The organism is Vibrio bathopelagicus (assembly GCF_014879975.1).
Lineage (GTDB): Bacteria > Pseudomonadota > Gammaproteobacteria > Enterobacterales > Vibrionaceae > Vibrio > Vibrio bathopelagicus.
Genome location: NZ_CP062501.1, coordinates 1040664 through 1056709 on the forward strand (window position 1 = coordinate 1040664; position 16046 = coordinate 1056709).

General features: G+C 42.8%; 14 protein-coding genes. 10 read left to right on the forward strand and 4 right to left on the reverse strand.

What is annotated here, in order from left to right; all coding sequences use genetic code 11:
• Positions 1-135: 135 nt before the first annotated feature.
• Positions 136-771: a hypothetical protein gene (locus IHV80_RS20890; protein ID WP_192890811.1), complete on the reverse strand. Its 636-nt coding sequence runs from the start codon at positions 769-771 to the stop codon at positions 136-138.
• A gap of 252 nt (positions 772-1023) precedes the next feature.
• Between IHV80_RS20890 and IHV80_RS20895 the strand changes: the two genes are divergently transcribed.
• The 3 genes from IHV80_RS20895 (at position 1024) to IHV80_RS20905 (ending at position 2528) form a co-directional block, all read left to right on the forward strand.
• A complete protein-coding gene (locus IHV80_RS20895; RefSeq protein ID WP_017059821.1) occupies positions 1024-1269 on the forward strand; it encodes a DUF2164 domain-containing protein in 246 nt (81 codons plus the stop codon).
• Positions 1270-1422: 153 nt separating this feature from the next.
• Entirely contained in the window at positions 1423-1962 is a 540-nt protein-coding gene (locus tag IHV80_RS20900) for a cytochrome b (protein WP_048660207.1), read from the forward strand.
• Complete coding sequence (locus IHV80_RS20905; RefSeq protein ID WP_192890812.1) at positions 1959-2528, forward strand: YceI family protein; 570 nt, start codon at positions 1959-1961, stop codon at positions 2526-2528. The genes IHV80_RS20900 and IHV80_RS20905 overlap by 4 nt, the downstream gene beginning before the upstream one ends.
• A gap of 294 nt (positions 2529-2822) precedes the next feature.
• On the opposite strand, the gene focA is transcribed toward IHV80_RS20905, so the two are convergent.
• Positions 2823-4274, reverse strand: a complete 1452-nt coding sequence (gene focA / locus IHV80_RS20910) for a formate transporter FocA (protein WP_192890813.1) — start codon at positions 4272-4274, stop codon at positions 2823-2825.
• A gap of 274 nt (positions 4275-4548) precedes the next feature.
• Here focA and IHV80_RS20915 point away from each other — a divergent pair, with 274 nt between their 5' ends.
• Positions 4549-5454 carry a LysR substrate-binding domain-containing protein gene (locus IHV80_RS20915; protein ID WP_192890814.1) on the forward strand — a complete coding sequence of 302 codons (906 nt, stop codon included), beginning with the start codon at positions 4549-4551 and terminating at the stop codon, positions 5452-5454.
• Between the two features lie 204 nt (positions 5455-5658).
• A complete protein-coding gene (locus IHV80_RS20920; RefSeq protein WP_057622224.1) occupies positions 5659-6153 on the forward strand; it encodes a DUF1097 domain-containing protein in 495 nt (164 codons plus the stop codon).
• 180 nt (positions 6154-6333) lie between these two features.
• Here IHV80_RS20920 and IHV80_RS20925 read toward each other — a convergent pair whose 3' ends face one another.
• The gene (locus IHV80_RS20925) at positions 6334-8088 is read right to left on the reverse strand and encodes an ATP-dependent endonuclease (RefSeq protein WP_192890815.1); all 1755 of its coding nucleotides are present in this window, start codon (positions 8086-8088) and stop codon (positions 6334-6336) included.
• A gap of 238 nt (positions 8089-8326) precedes the next feature.
• Between IHV80_RS20925 and IHV80_RS20930 the strand changes: the two genes are divergently transcribed.
• From IHV80_RS20930 to IHV80_RS20950, 5 genes are all read left to right on the forward strand, one after another.
• Positions 8327-10066: a bifunctional metallophosphatase/5'-nucleotidase gene (locus tag IHV80_RS20930; protein WP_192890816.1), complete on the forward strand. Its 1740-nt coding sequence runs from the start codon at positions 8327-8329 to the stop codon at positions 10064-10066.
• 565 nt (positions 10067-10631) lie between these two features.
• Complete coding sequence (locus IHV80_RS20935) at positions 10632-11633, forward strand: TerC/Alx family metal homeostasis membrane protein (RefSeq protein ID WP_065105712.1); 1002 nt, start codon at positions 10632-10634, stop codon at positions 11631-11633.
• A gap of 312 nt (positions 11634-11945) precedes the next feature.
• Complete coding sequence (locus IHV80_RS20940) at positions 11946-12134, forward strand: hypothetical protein (protein WP_010429554.1); 189 nt, start codon at positions 11946-11948, stop codon at positions 12132-12134.
• A gap of 182 nt (positions 12135-12316) precedes the next feature.
• The gene (locus tag IHV80_RS20945) at positions 12317-13057 is read left to right on the forward strand and encodes a DUF1223 domain-containing protein (protein ID WP_192890817.1); all 741 of its coding nucleotides are present in this window, start codon (positions 12317-12319) and stop codon (positions 13055-13057) included.
• Positions 13058-13304: 247 nt separating this feature from the next.
• Positions 13305-14591, forward strand: coding sequence for a DEAD/DEAH box helicase (locus IHV80_RS20950; RefSeq protein WP_192890818.1), 1287 nt, complete (start codon positions 13305-13307; stop codon positions 14589-14591).
• Positions 14592-14674: 83 nt separating this feature from the next.
• Here IHV80_RS20950 and IHV80_RS20955 read toward each other — a convergent pair whose 3' ends face one another.
• Entirely contained in the window at positions 14675-16042 is a 1368-nt protein-coding gene (locus tag IHV80_RS20955; RefSeq protein ID WP_192890819.1) for an FUSC family protein, read from the reverse strand.
• Between the last annotated feature and the right edge of the window lie 4 nt (positions 16043-16046).

Genomic DNA, 16046 nt, shown 5'->3' on the forward strand with positions numbered 1-16046 from the left:
TCGATCGGCTATTAATAATTAAAACAGGAAGTTCGAATAATTAATGAACAGGGAATGAGTTGTCTTTTATAAAATATTGGGATGAAGGTCTAACAATTTGCTTTCAATATTGAATGAAAAAGTTGACCCGTATTCTTACTGCCATTGAAGTACCGCATAAAGTTGCAGGTATTTACGAACCAATTGTTGATTCCCTGACCGTTTTAACGGGTGACCGAATTTAATAAAACATGGGCTGATACTAAAGTTATTATTTAAATCAGTAGCGAATTGAGAATCACTCTCTCTTAGAGTGATACCTTGTTGGCTGTATTCGGTAATTTCATCCGGGAGATCTCCCATCCACCAATGTAAAAGTTCACCGCTGTTTTTACTTCGGGTAATCCAATGGTCAGAAACAATGATCAAAACGTCAGTAGGCTGAATGGCAAACCCATACTCTTGTTGCCAATTATGAATGTCTAGCATCAACTTTTTACGACAAGTTTTACCTGCGCTCACCATATGATGACTGATCATCCAAACGGTGCCGATTTCAGAGGAGATTCGGAAGTGTCGAGGGTTTTCACCAGAGGAGAGCATTTCAAGTGGGCTGATGTTACTTGCATGATTAAAGCTAATGAAGGTGTGCTCCATTCGGCGGGCAAAAGCTTTACCTATATGGTGCTCACTGATTCCTTGATTGTGTACCGTAGGGTAGTGGCGTTCACAGAGCTTTAGGCAATCGTCTTGAAACTGATTAACGCTTTTAATCACTAGATCTAATAACAATGAAGTCCCTTATACACAGCTACTATCTTATTGATGGGCAATAGTACGGTAATTGTGGTGCCGTTACCTATCTTCAAAGTGCGAGTTCTTGATCTCTCTATCAAAATTAGCCATTGCTGAGTGATTTTATGGATAGCACTGGCACTTCAATGGTCTGTATTCTAAATTATGAGGAATTCTAGCTAGTTACCATGATTATAGTCTAGTCAGCAAATCACAATTGATCTACTTACTCTTTATTTGGAAACATTCATGACCATTCAATTAGATTCGAAACAAAAGTCTGAACTTACTCATACGCTCCAAAAGTACCTGCAAGATGAACTCGATGTGGAGCTTGGTCAGTTCGACACGGAATTCTTAGTCGACTTCATCAGTAAAAAGTTTGGTGCGGTTTATTACAACAAGGGGATAGAAGATGCTCAAAAAGTGATGGAACGTAAGATGTTAGATATCTCAGATGAGCTCTACGAGATCGAGCAAATTGTTGAAATCTAAAGTTTAGCCCAAACTTGTTCGAATAATTCGAATAACTCGTTTAATTTGCAATGATGTAACTATTGTAAAGCTTGGTAAATAATATGTTACACAAACTTAGTGTAGGGTACGCTTTTCAAAACTACACGACTCGTTAACATTCGGAAGAGATGCATGGACAACAACGTTAGAAATTACAACCCTTTAGCAAGAGCGATGCATTGGATTTCAGCACTCGCAATATTTGGTTTGTTTGGTGTAGGCCTTTGGATGGTTGATCTTTCATACTACAGCGAGTGGTACAAAACAGCGCCAGACTACCACCGTTCGGTAGGCATTCTTTTGGCTGCCGTTACCGTTATCCGCTTACTTTGGAAACTAGTTACCGCGTCACCTAAGGTGGAGGGTAAAAGCTATGAAGTTGCAGCAGCGAAGATCGCTCACGGCTTTATGTACATCAATTTAGCAGTTTTATTTATTTCAGGTTATTTGATTTCGACATCAGATGGCCGCGGGATCGAGGTCTTCAATTGGTTCACTGTACCAAGTATGGGTGAACTGTTTGCAAACCAATCTGATCTCGCAGGAACAGTTCATTACTATGCTGCATGGGTACTGATCATTATGGCATCAGTGCACGCATTAGCGGCGATAAAACACCACGTTATCGACAAAGACGATACGCTACGAAAAATGATAGGAGCTTCAAAATGAAAAAGTCAATTATCGCTACAGGATTAGCATTTGCTATGGCAATGCCTTTCGCTGCGAACGCCGCTGATTACGTGATTGATACAAAAGGTGCGCATGCTTCAGTAAACTTTAAAGTTAGCCACCTAGGTTACAGCTTTATCCAAGGTCGTTTTAACACATTCTCAGGTGATTTCTCATTTGATGAAAGCAACGTTGAAGCTTCAAAAGTGAACGTAACGATTGATACAACAAGCCTTGATTCAAACCACGCAGAACGTGATAAGCATATCCGTAGCTCTGACTTCATTGATGCAAGCAAATTTTCAGACGCAACATTCAACAGCACAAAAGTGGTTGATAAAGGCGACGGCAAACTTGAAGTAATGGGCGACCTTAAACTTCACGGTGTAACTAAGCCTATCGTTATCGAAGCTGAATTCATCGGTGCTGGCCAAGACCCATGGGGCGGTGAGCGTGCTGGTTTCGTTGGTACAACTCGCCTAGAACTTGCTGACTTCAACATTCCAGTAATGGGCGCTTCAAGCTATGTAGACATGGATCTGCATGTTGAAGGCGTAAAGAAGTAATCTAGCTATTTATAATCGCTGACTGATATCAACATTTTTAGAGACATCAAAAGTTTAGTAGATATCAACTAGCAGGTTAGCTAGAAATAGAGAAAGGCGCAAAGTATTCACTTTGCGCCTTTTTTATTGAGGTAAATGGTCACGCGTTTAGGTTTGTTTTGTGTCAAACCTTTTAGTACGTTTTAAGCCACCATTTACTTCTAGCCAGTCAACGTTGCCATGACTGATTTTCTTAAGTGAACGACTAATCCCTAATCATCCAGCCTTGTTTTAGTTAAGTTAATCCTTCTTTAGTTAAGCTGTTTCTAGTTCAGCTTGTGGAACCACGTTTAGGCGGTCACCGTAGATCGGACGCAGTGCTTGCATCACCTCTGTACGAGTCAACACACCGACCATTACGCCATTCTCTAATACTGGAAGCATATGTGGCTGGCTTACTTTCATCGCTTTTGCACGCTCTTCTAGGGAAAGAGAAGTCAGGCGAGTTGCGTAGCCCATGCTGGTAGTAGGGTAAAGTTGCTCTTTGTCGATACATAGGAACTCAGCAACATCGACCAATTTATCGTTAGCAGAGATAGCGACTACGTCACGGCTCATTAGGTCTACCACCTTCTGGCCTTTAGTCGGAATGTAGTCTTGGCACCAAAGGTCAACCATTACGTCATGAACAGAGAAGATACCCACTAGACGGCCTTCAACATCGCAAACAGGAGCGCTAACAAGTTGAGAGTCTAAAAGTGAATCAATCGCAACGGATGTAGGCATTTCTACGCTAAGTGTAATTGGTTGAGTGTTCATGATTTGCTTGATAGTAGTTGCTGTGTTCATAGTGATTTCCTTAACTGACGTAATTTCTGTTGTTTGTGTAATCGCGGTAATTTTTGCTGCTTTAAGTTGTGGGCGACGGTAGATGCTCCAATTGGCTAAGCCGACCAATACCGAACCACCTACGATGTTGCCGATTGTCACTGGTATTAAGTTTGCGGTGACAAATTTCATGATGTTTAGGTCTGCGTACTGGGCTGGTGTCGCGCCAATTTGCATCCAAAAACTCTCTGGTGCGAATGCTTGAATCGTGATGCCTAGTGGAACCATGAACATATTCGCCACACAGTGTTCAAAGCCTGAGCTAACGAACATTGCAACGGGTAACACGGTCATCATTGCTTTGGTCATGGCGTTAGCAGAGCTGAACGTTAACCAAATTGCTAAACACACCAATAAGTTACAAAGCACACCCAAAGCAAAAGCTTGAACAGGGCTATGGTGTAGCTTGTGCTGTGCAATGTTCAGAGCGTTTAAACCCCATTGGCCACCATCTAATTGATACAAGCCTGCTGCGCTTACCAAAGCCAGAAGGAACATGGCACCAATGAAGTTACCGACGTAAACCTTGCCCCAGATAGACAGCATCTTGGTGAAGGTTATCTGCTTGTTAGCCCATGAGATGCTTGATAACACTGAACTGGTAAACAGCTCGCCGCCGCAAATAACAATCAGGATTAACCCCATGCTGAATGCAAGGCCACCGGCTAGGCGGCTCAATCCCCATCCAGCATCAGCGCTACCTGTGGTCACCGTGATATAGAATAAAAAAGCAAGCCCGATGAATGCGCCAGCCATGATTGCCAAACTCAATGTCATGCTGCTGGTTTTATTTGCTTTGCTTAATGCAAACTTCTCGGCTTCCGCCATCATTTCTGTTGGCGAGAACAGTTGCTGATTTTCAGAAGTGCTGGTTGCCATATCCCCCCCTTGAACAATCCGTCATGTGTAATTCCTAGTGTTAATGACTTGGTTAATCCGTAATGGTTAATCAGTAATGTTTTGCAGGGCTCGTTTCTGTCCTGCCATCCCAGATTAGGGGGTTGAGGGGTAGAGGTAAAATTGATAATTTTTAGAAACCACATCAAAATTATTGATATAGATTTGGTTACGCGTAGAATGAAATTAATTGCTTATCGGCTTAACAAAAAACGAACAGCAAGACATAAGTTATTAAAAGAATTAAGGATGAATTTTGCGTTATTCTTTAAAGCAACTCGCGGTATTTGATGCAGTGGCAGATTCCGGGAGTGTTAGTCAGGCAGCAGACAAGTTGGCGTTGACTCAGTCAGCGACAAGTATGTCTCTTGCACAGTTGGAAAAAATGCTCGGCAGGCCTTTGTTTGAAAGGCAGGGCAAGCAAATGGCCCTTACTCATTGGGGCATGTGGCTAAGGCCAAAAGCAAAGCGTTTACTGCAAGATGCGCAGCAAATTGAGATGGGGTTCTACGAGCAGCATTTACTGAGTGGAGAGCTCAAACTCGGTGCTAGCCAAACTCCGGCAGAACACTTGGTTCCAGACCTCATCAGTATTATTGATAACGACTTTCCTGAGATGCGAATCTCGCTTGGCGTGCAAAGTACCGATGCAGTCATTGATGGCGTATTAGATTATAAATATGACTTAGGCGTTATCGAAGGTCGTTGTGACGATAGTCGAGTTCATCAAGAAGTGTGGTGTACAGACCATTTAACGGTCGTTGCATCTGCTCATCACCCCTTTGCCAAGCGTGAACGTGTGAGTTTGGCGCAGCTAGAGCAAGCGAAGTGGGTATTGCGCGAACATGGCTCGGGTACTCGCAAAGTTTTTGATAGCTCTATTCATCATTTAATTGGTGATCTTGATGTTTGGCGAGAGTATGAACACGTTCCTGTTTTAAGAAGTTTGGTTGCAAACGGCCCATATTTAACGTGTCTACCTTATCTTGATGTCGAGCAGTTTGTTGAATCCGGCCAACTCGTTACCTTGAATGTTCCTGAGCTTGAAATGGAACGTACGCTTTCGTTTATTTGGCGTGCTGATATGGCAGAAAACCCGCTTGCTGAGTGTATTAAGCGAGAAGGTAAGCGCATGATGAAAGGCAAAAGGTCGGTTCTTTAATGTAGATTTGATAAAATACTAATAACTAAATATGTTGAATAAGCGATTCCGGTCTCTATCTAATGATAAATGCACATTCGCGTACATTGTTAACGTGATCGAGATCGCCTAAAAGAAGGCGTTCTTCCCATAATATGCTTACTTGATTTTAAGTGAGGCTAAATCCGGTTGCGATGAATTGCGTAATTAGGCTTTAGAAATAGTATGAGTACATTAGTCGCGATTTCATTAACAACAGGTATTTTGTCAGGTCTATGGGGATGGATCGCTATCTCTTTCGGCTTACTGTCATGGGCCGGTTTTCTAGGTTGCACCAGTTATTTTGCTTCGCCAACCGGCGGTGTTAAAGGACTAGCAGGTAGCTTACTGACCAACATGACCGGCGTATTCTGGGCAATGGTGATTATCGAAAGCTCAACCTTCGCAGGGTTAGAGATTCTAGGCTATGTAATTACTGCTATTGTGGCTTTCTTTATGTGTATTCAAGCGAAACAAGCGTGGCTAGGTTATATCCCAGGAACCTTCATTGGTTGTTGTGCGACGTTTGCGGCAGGTGGCGATTGGCAACTTGTCGTGCCATCTTTACTGCTTGGTGGTGTATTCGGATACTTGATGAAAGCAACGGGGCTATGGCTTCACGAAAAATCGACCCAATCTTCGGAAGCGGTTGAACAACACGCTAAGCAAGCGAAGGCTTAATTCGTTAACCTGACCCTAGTTTAGTCACTGTGAACTCTTGCAAGATAACCCCCAATTAATTTGTATATCGATTTATACAGGCACACCATCTGGTGTGCCTTTTTTGGTTTTGGTTGAACCAATCAGTTAAAAAATTTATCTGCAGAAGAACCAATAGCATCTATCAATTAATTAAAGCGCTTAGGTGTTCCCGTTTGCCATGGTGATGACACGTTTTAACGTCCACCTTAATAACAGCGGAATACATTCTTGTCCTTGATTCTCGCAGTGAGAAACGATCGCTAACGCAAGATCGGGTTTCGCGTGTTTTTTGAGAACCTTAGCCACCACTTTTTTCGCTGGGATAGGGTGATCGTATGGGATCTTAACCATGTCGCGGAAAAAGTTTTCGAAGCCGTTCATATACAAGTAATGCTCGATGTCTTTATCAGGTAGCTCGGTAAGGCGATGCCTCTCTTGGTCTTTCCCTAATTTAGACATCACTGTCGCGGCATATTTTTTACCTGCCGCATCGCCGTCAGTCACCACATGCCAGTCAATACCAAACTCTTGTGCAACCTTGATCAGTGCTTTAAGCCCAGATTGAGCGAACTCAATGATCTGCACACCCTCCGCTGCAAGGTTATAACCGCATTGGTTGGCTAATTCATTAAACAACCAGACTTCGGTTTCACCTTCTACCAATAACCAACAACGAGCAAACAATGCTCCAGAACGATGGAACCGTATGTGGAACCCAATTCGTCTCAGCTCATCTTTGCTGAAGTGGTTCATGTTGAGTTGAGTTGCAATGGTTTTGTCTGATTGTCGAACCAAACGGCGAATTGATTGAAGGGGTACCGCCGCGAGTAATTCGCCACTGTTAGTGGTTAGAATTTTCTGCATGGGTAATTTCTGCATCAAACTCCAAGCCCTAGCTAGGTGCGTTGGGTGTAAACGACCTTCTGGATCTTCAAGGATCAAAAGAGGGCGTGCACATCGTCTTAAGTCAGTCGGCCCTTTAGCTTGCAGGTATGCGTTAAGTAACCCCATGAACAGTAAACGAGTTTGTTTGTTCTTGGTCTCTTCCACAAGTTGATGAATACTTTGGTCATTGGCACCTGCTGAATAAAGTAGGCCATCCCTCTGTTTTCTTGGATTACGACGAGAGTTACTCTTAAAAGAAAAGTAGTGTTCTATCAGGCTTTGCATTGAATCAAGGCTACTGCGCATCTCGCCTTTGTTAACGTGCCCTGGGATTGCCATTAAGCGACGACAGGTATTATCAATGCGTTTCTCTATTCTTGCCTGGCGCCCATTTCCATTGCCGTTAGAGCTAGCAGCACTGCCATTGCTGGCGTGAGTACCGTTCCCATTCCCATTAGAGATGACGTTATAGTTTCCATTAGAACCACCGTTAACAACGGTATTCTGATTGATTGTTTTACTGTTGAAAGGACGATCAAAGTGCCTTGCATCTCGCAAACGAATCACAGGGTGTAACGTCATTAACTCCTGCGCCAGTTTTTCAGAGTGATGAAGCTTTAAAGGGTTACCATCAATTCCCAAGAAGGCGTAGTGTGTGGTCGTTTCATATTGTTCTAACGTTGCGCTGATTCTGTAATAGATACGGTAGGTGCCAAACTCATCTTGAACCCAGATAGGTTTGAGTTTGCGGTAACGACCTGCGTTGAGCTCGCTCTTGTCGTTGGCTTTTAATGCGAGAACAATTTGAAGATGTTGAGACTGTGGATGTGAAACAGAATAATCGACATGAAAATCAGTCATTTCGAAGTGATATGGGACACCGTCTGAGGGGAGAACGACGGACAAAGCATCAAGTAAAGAAGACTTACCCCAAGTATTTTCACCAATCAGCGTGGTTAGCTCGTCAAACGCGAGTGACATACGCTTGATACCTCGAAAGCCAGAAATCTCGATTCTTTCTAGTTGCATAGGCTTACTCCTAACGGAAGGCTCTGCTAATTGTTTGAAAGCTAACAGATATCTTTAATCATAATCGAAAATTTGTTATCCGGTATGCGCTTTTGTCACAAAATCCACTCTTTATTTATACGGAGTAAAACGAGATTTTTGATCTATCTTGAGTATTTTTTTGCAGTGCAGTTTCATAAAATTCACGATTCTGTCATGATTCTCAACCTAGTATGAAGGGACAAAGAGAGAAGAAAATATGACTAAAAAGAATAAGCCGACAAAAATAGTGTTGGCACACATCAACGACACCCACTCATACTTTGAACCAACCTCATTACAGCTATCACTTAAAATGAACAACCACATCATTGAACCTTATGTCAGTGCAGGTGGCTTTGCTCGAATCTCAACGCGCTTTAAACAAATAGAGCAAGATGCACAACGTCAAAAGCTTGGAACCTTGTTCCTGCACGCTGGAGACTGCTTCCAAGGCACCTTGTACTTTTCTCTATTTAAGGGAAAAGCCAACGCCGATTTGTTGAATGCCCTTAATATTGATGCCATGACCCTTGGCAATCACGAGTTAGACATGGGCAATGAACCGGTGGCCATTTTCGCTAAAAGAATCAAATTCCCACTGTTGGCGGGTAACTGGAATTTGTCGAATGAAGATATCAATAAAACTCATACCTTAGCGGACAACGATATTGTTAAGCCTTACCTAACTGAAACACGAAGTGCTTCTTTTATAACGAAAGAATTTGATGGTGAGAAAGTCGCCATATTCGGCTTAAGCATCGACAAGATGGCGGGCATTGCGAACCCAGATATTGATACACCGTTTGAAAATTCGTTAGAAACGGCAAAAGCAACGATAGAACAGATTCATCAAGCTGGTATTAACAAGATTGTGTTACTCAGCCACCTTGGTTACGAGGCTGATTTAGAACTGGCGGCCAATGTGTCTGGTATTGGTGTGATTGTTGGTGGGCACAGCCATCGCTTACAAGGTGATTTTTCTGATATTGGCCTAGTAAAAGATGATGACTACGGTGTAAAAGTCGGTGACACCTATGTAGTTCAAGCAGGCTTCCATGCCATGAGCCTCGGACACTGTGAAATCGAATTCGATTCTGAAGGCAAAGTGACGCACTTTAATGGCAAGAATGAACTGCTGTTGGGGCGTCGACTGTTTATAGACGCTAAATTGAGTGAAGTAGGGCAAGACGATGCTCACAATATGGCGTGTGAGTTTTTAAATAATCACCAGAACATCGCGGTATGTAAAAAAGATCCTGAACTGCAGAGCATTCTGACGGATAAATATCAGCCAAGAGTGCGAAAGCTTCAGCAACAAGTTATTGCCCATGCTGACACGAAACTGCGTCATGTCCGTATTCCTGATGAACAAGGACCAAGCCAACTTGCGCCTTTGGTTGCTCAGTCGTTTCATTACCTGATGAATAAAAAGGGACACGGCGTTGAATTTGCCATTCACAATGCCGGTGGTGTTAGAAATTCACTCAATAGCGGAGACGTCTCTGTTGCCGATATTGCCGGAAAGCTACTACCGTTTGCCGTACCTATTGGTGTGTATGAGGTAAAAGGTGCGACGATTGCAGGCATGTTAGAAGGCGCTATTAATAACGCATTGGATAACGGTGTCGTAGGCACGGGTTCTGGCAGCTTTCCTTACACTCATAACTTGAGATTTTGTTACCACAAAGAAGCGCCCCTAGGACATCGTATTCATCATCTAGAAATACACTCTGAAGCATCCGGTTGGCAGCCAGTGTCTCGCGACCGAGTTTACCGAGGAGCGTCATCGGCCTATACCATGAAAGGCAAAGAAGGTTATAACGCTGTCTTGGAGATGATAGGTGATGGGTTGGTTACGACTGACTCAATGGCTGACTGCTTTATTGCGTTCTTACAAGATCACCCTGAATCACTTCAACACAGTGAACCATTAAATTGCATGGAATGTTTTCGATAATCGTGCGTACTATTTGTACTTTTTGACTGATTTATAAAATTGGCACTGTTTATGCTTTGTTGTACAGGTGACTTCCTGTGGAGGCAAAATATGGATAGGAAAGATTGGTTAGACGCGGTAGCCGTCGTTGGCTGGGTGTCTGTTTGGTCTGCGTTAGTGTACTTGGTACCCACAGCTGGTTTATAGGTGAATATCATTCGTTTCAAATATCACTGAGCATTCACCCAGGTTGAACACGTGAGTTGTATTCTTAGAATCGATGTGTGTGTCATTTAGATAAAACAGCGGTAATAGAAAAAGGGGCTTTTGCTCCTTTTTTCTTTTTTAGAACAAATTTATCTAGACGAAACATAAATAGGGGAATATTATCCACGCGTTTGGGGAGTAGTTAGCGCAAGTTTACATATCGTCATCTCGTTAGGCCAAGAGTCTATCCGGTATGTAAAGGTGAAATCCCATATTTCACTTCAACGAGACCAACGCAATCACAGTCAAGATCCGTAATGGAGCTTGATATGCTTTGTTTGCGGAAGGTCTTTGTACAGTTCTTCCGCCTGGAGGAATAATGAACTCAACTCAATCTCTATTATCTACCAATAGTGAATCCTTTTTTTCATCGCCAATCATGACGACTTATGTGGGCTTTTTCCTGCTGACAGTAATTCTCGTCTCTATTGATATCTATCAAACTCGTGGTGGCAGCGTAACCATTAAGAAAGCGGCTATTTGGAGCGTTTTCTGGTTTGTACTCGCGTTTTTGTTCGCAGGTTCTATTTACCTATTTTGGGACATCTATGCCCCAAATAGTGACTACACCGCGCAAAAAGCAACCGTGTCATTCATTACGGGTTATTTGTTAGAAAAATCATTGAGCGTAGACAACCTGTTTGTATTCGCGATGATCTTTGCTCAATACCAAGTTCCAGAGCATTTAAGACCGCGTGCGCTTCTTTGGGGCGTAATCGGGGCATTAGTGCTTCGTGCAATTATGATCGCATTAGGCGCGCAACTGTTGGCTGAATACCACTGGGTGCTTTACGTGTTTGCAGCGTTCTTGATTGGTACTGGTATCAAACTGGCGTTAGATAAAGGCGAAGAAGAGAGTGTTAACACACTACCTGAGAAGCTACTTCGTAAAATTATGCCTGTCACCGAGGACTTCCATGGTCCTGCGCTAATGGTTAAACAGGGCGTTAAATGGGCGTTCACTCCAATGATGTTGGTGATTGGTGCGATTGCAGTCATGGACGTGATGTTTGCTTTGGATTCTATTCCAGCTATCTTTGCCGTGACACAAGAACCGTTCTTGGTACTTGCTGCAAACGTATTTGCGCTACTTGGCCTTCGTTCTCTGTACTTTGTGCTGCAAGGCATGATGGATAAGTTCATCTACTTGAAGCCAGCATTGGCGTTCATCATGGTCTTCATCGGTGTGAAAATGCTACTGGTTGATAGCGAATGGGCTATCCCAACATACTGGTCTTTAGCAGTGCTGATTTCTACCATGACGATTGCGGTTATAGCGTCGATTTATGCAAAGAAGCCAGACATTGAACAAGTAAATTAAAACAAATATAACTTATCGAAAACTCGATAAGTTATATGTGGTCGATGAAGCGGAAAAATTATTTATGTAAAATTTCTGTGACATTGGCCACTTTTGTTTGGGGGTTATTTGTACTAAATGCATGATTTTTGCATCATGTTGAATTTATACTCACCCATTGTGCATATGTATTTCTCAGGCTTGTTAATGGTTTGTTTTATTAGAAAAACTAATTCGAATATCTAATTTTAGTCATTTTTTAACCTGTAAAATATCACCTATTATTCTTGTCATCATAACGAACCACATAAACAAATTTATAGAGAGGCAATCATGGCTCAAGCAATGCAAATGAATACTATCGCTGTTCCTAACTCTATGGATAAGAAGACCTACTCGGTTAACTTCAAAGGATTGATTGCACACATTTTTGATATTCTTTTCGTAGACAACTCTCCACGTAGTTACTACGCAAGCGACCTATCTGGTCACATGCAACGCGATATCGGTATCAACCGTTAATTCCAGCGTAAACGCATTGAATTAAAGAAATACAGAATTAAAAAACGCCAGCTTCTCAAGCTGGCGTTTTTGTATCTGAAAGAAACTTTATCTCTTCGCAAAATAAGCACCTGAAAGAAAGACTTAGGCATAACGGTCTGTATTTGAGCGCCAGTAAATTCGCTTCGTACAAGGATCACGGTATGTCACACGCCAAATGCAACTCACCATTGATTAAACTTTGTTTACTTGCCTTACCGGTCGGCTTTTATTCCTCTGTGTCGATTGCACAAACCTGGAGTAATGAAGGTCAGCCCGCACAGGTTATCGAACTTTTCACCTCTGAAGGTTGCTCGAGTTGTCCGCCTGCTGATGAGTACCTCAGCACTTTTGAGGATCATCCGAAACTCTGGACACAAGTTATTCCGCTTGCTTATCACGTCGATTACTGGGATTACCTAGGGTGGGGAGACAAGTTCGCCAGCAAAGCATTCAGTCAGAAGCAACGCTTGTACAAAGCTTATGGGGTAACAAGTGGCGTTTATACTCCGGGCTTTATCGTCGATGGAAAAGAGTGGCGCGGTTACTTTAATTGGCTCGATAGAAATCTCCCTTCGCTCCAACAACAAAGTAACCCTAAGTTAACCGTCAATCATAAAGGCGATACGTTCAGTGTAAGTTACGAAGGCAAAGGGGATTATGTGGCTCATATTGCCTTATTGGCGATGAACGAAGTCACTAGCGTTAAAGCGGGCGAAAACAGAGGTAAGAAACTCGAGCATGATTTTGTTGTGGTTTACGATGGTTACCAACGCGGTGAATCCAAATGGCAATTCAATGTTGATTTTGCTCCATTAGTTGCCACGCCAGATGCCGTAGCCGTGTGGTTAACCGCGCCTAACTCGTATGCACCTGAACAAACGGTAGCAGGGTGGCTGAACTAAATTTTTAGGACAACCGTTTTACAAAAGTAACCGTGTTACAAGCGTGGCAATCCAATGAGATAAACGACATAGAGATGAAGCTGATACGATGATTAGAGTACTTCTAACACCGATTACTTCATCTCTTGCTTGTTTTGGCGGGTCTTAACAACTGAAACAAAGGATAAAGGGGCGATTTAGTTACGTAATACTGCTGAAATACGTTAATATAGCGCGCTATTATTTTAGCTTTGAGTTCCTGCAATTAATGACTAACACCACAGCACCAACCAACTTCTCTGATCTTGGCTTAATCTCTCCTTTGATGGCTCGTCTAACCGAGCTTGAATACCAACAGCCAACGCCTATCCAAGCGCAAGTTATTCCAAGTGTGTTAGCAGGACGCGACCTAATTGCAGGCGCAAATACAGGTTCAGGTAAAACCGCAGCATTTGCACTTCCACTGTTACAGCAGATTCATGAAGATGCACCTTTGGACCGTCGTTCGGGCAAAGGTAACTATGTTTCTGGCCTTATCTTGGTTCCTACACGTGAGCTTGCTAAGCAAGTTGCCGATAGCGTTAAGTCTTACGCAGTGCACTTCAACGGTGCAATCAAAACCGTTTGTGTATTCGGTGGTGTATCAGTGAACACTCAGATGCAAGCGCTACGTGGCGGTACCGATATCTTGGTGGCGACACCGGGTCGTTTGCTTGACCTGATCTCAAGCAACGCAATCAAGCTCGATAAAGTAAAAACGTTAGTGCTTGATGAAGCTGACCGAATGCTAAGCCTTGGTTTTACAGAAGAGCTCGACGCGATCTTGAAGTTACTGCCGAGCAAGAAGCAAACCTTGTTGTTCTCTGCGACTTTCCCTGAGCAAGTTAAAACGCTCACTCACGAACTACTGAACGACCCAATTGAAGTTCAACTTCAAAGTGCTAATGCAAGCACTCTGGTTCAACGTGTATTCGAAGTTGAAAAAGGCCGCAAGACTGCTTTGTTAGCACACCTGATTCAGCAACACGAATGGCGACAAGCTCTGATCTTCGTTAATGCGAAGAACAGCTGTGAGCACTTGGCAGACAAGCTTTACAAACGCGGTATTATCGCGGAAGTATTCCACGGTGATAAAGGGCAGGGTTCACGTACTCGTATCCTTGAAGATTTCAAATCTGGCGAGATCGACGTTCTGATCGCGACAGACATCGCCGCACGTGGTCTAGATATCGAAAAACTTCCAGTGGTGATCAACTTTGATTTACCGCGTAGCCCATCAGACTACATGCACCGTATTGGCCGAAGCGGTCGTGCGGGTGAGGTTGGTTTAGCATTATCTTTGATCGATCACGAAGATTACCATCACTTCACAATCATCGAGAAGAAGAACAAAATTCGTCTTGAGCGTGAGCAAATTGAAGGCTTTGAAGTAGATGAAGAAGCAACTGCTGAACTTGTTGCTGCATTGAAACCCGTTGCGCCACCGGCAGGCACAGGTAAAAAGAAAAAGAAGAAAGCACCTAAAAACCAAGATGTTTGGTTGAGAAATAACTGATATTGAATCGGTAAAAATAGACTTTTTAAAGGCGCTTAATTGCGCCTTTTTTGTGCCTGTCATTCTGTTCTCAAAAGATCTTGTTAATGCTTAGCTTGAGCAGTGGTCTTTACTCTAAAGAGATCAGTAAATAGCTTAGCGATCATCAATACAATTAAGATCGTGGTCAACATAAGCAATGGTGTTTCTATCTGATATATTGGTGTTAGGTTAAGAGCGCCAGAAGTCAGCACGACCAGCAGATTAATACCAAGTATCCTATGAATCATAAGCTTAGGTGTTGCGAATACCTTCCATATCACTACGCTATTAGCGAAATAAAAAAGTGCGAGTTGCCAAAGTTCACTCATCATTGGCATAACAAAGATGTATTGAAGCAAAATAATGGTACCAGTGCCGATCACCCCGAAAAAAGCATCTTTGATAACACTTGGTGGCATGGTCGGTAGCATGGAAGAAAACACACCTGCAATCATTGGGAAGATAAAACCACCTGGTACAGGTAGATATATCCAAACCAATAGCGATGTTACGAACATCGAGACACCTTGTAAGACTTTTCTCCCATCCTCATTCAAATGTTGAACAAAGGTACGATGCTCGTGGTGCCAAGAAACTCCTTGGTTCTTACCGACCACATACGATACGTCACCAATCAATGACTGGTTTGGCGCGACTAATTCTATCCGTTCCATATTTTGAATGAGAATTGGCCAATCAATAGGTTGTTCAAGCTCATCATAAGCGAGTTCAAGCAATCGAGTCTGAATATAAGCCATTTCATGGACTCTCAAACGGCAGTCTTGAATATTCTCTTTGAGGTGATAACTGCCGTTTAATGGCAAGTCTAGCAATTGGTAGAGCTTATCAATATTCGCGGTGTTGGATTCTAAGGCTTCTATATCCAAGCTGTCGGTGTTACGCATTGCGGTTAACAATGTCTCTCTACTTGTCTCAAAGCGTTGTACAAAGTTTTGTTCCGTGTTTACGGGCCAAATTAAGCGATACACAATTGAGAATGTTATCACGCCGAGCAGAGTTTCTTGTATCCGTAATACCGCAAAGTAGAACGTCACCTGATTATCGAAACCACCCATACACGCGATGATGGAACACACAGCGAATCCTATCGAAAAGATGTACCCATACTTTTCATCACTCGACATGAAGATACATATTCCTAGGAACAAGGTAAAAAACGTCAGGAACAAAAAACGATCTTGTGAAAACATCGCGATCAAGAAAAAGGCATAACCCGTTCCTAATAGGGTACCCATTAGACGGTTGTGGCCTTTATTGATTGAATGAGCAAAACTCTCGTTCAATGCCATTACGGCAACCGCTATTGCTGCCCAATAAGGTTTCTCCCACTGAAACCACAGCGCCAGGCAGATTGCGATAACGATTGAAAGCGCTGCTTTAATCCCTTCTTTGGTTGATGCATTGAACATAAAA

Bases quoted from the DNA above. Each gene is read 5' to 3' on its own strand.
- IHV80_RS20895 (WP_017059821.1), top strand. From the start codon at position 1,024: ATGACCATTCAATTAGATTCGAAACAAAAGTCTGAACTTACTCATACG.
- IHV80_RS20900 (WP_048660207.1), top strand. From the start codon at position 1,423: ATGGACAACAACGTTAGAAATTACAACCCTTTAGCAAGAGCGATGCAT.
- IHV80_RS20905 (WP_192890812.1), top strand. From the start codon at position 1,959: ATGAAAAAGTCAATTATCGCTACAGGATTAGCATTTGCTATGGCAATG.
- focA (WP_192890813.1), bottom strand. From the start codon at position 4,274: ATGGCAACCAGCACTTCTGAAAATCAGCAACTGTTCTCGCCAACAGAA.
- IHV80_RS20920 (WP_057622224.1), top strand. From the start codon at position 5,659: ATGAGTACATTAGTCGCGATTTCATTAACAACAGGTATTTTGTCAGGT.
- IHV80_RS20925 (WP_192890815.1), bottom strand. From the start codon at position 8,088: ATGCAACTAGAAAGAATCGAGATTTCTGGCTTTCGAGGTATCAAGCGT.
- IHV80_RS20930 (WP_192890816.1), top strand. From the start codon at position 8,327: ATGACTAAAAAGAATAAGCCGACAAAAATAGTGTTGGCACACATCAAC.
- IHV80_RS20935 (WP_065105712.1), top strand. From the start codon at position 10,632: ATGAACTCAACTCAATCTCTATTATCTACCAATAGTGAATCCTTTTTT.
- IHV80_RS20940 (WP_010429554.1), top strand. From the start codon at position 11,946: ATGGCTCAAGCAATGCAAATGAATACTATCGCTGTTCCTAACTCTATG.
- IHV80_RS20945 (WP_192890817.1), top strand. From the start codon at position 12,317: ATGTCACACGCCAAATGCAACTCACCATTGATTAAACTTTGTTTACTT.
- IHV80_RS20950 (WP_192890818.1), top strand. From the start codon at position 13,305: ATGACTAACACCACAGCACCAACCAACTTCTCTGATCTTGGCTTAATC.
- IHV80_RS20955 (WP_192890819.1), bottom strand. From the start codon at position 16,042: ATGTTCAATGCATCAACCAAAGAAGGGATTAAAGCAGCGCTTTCAATC.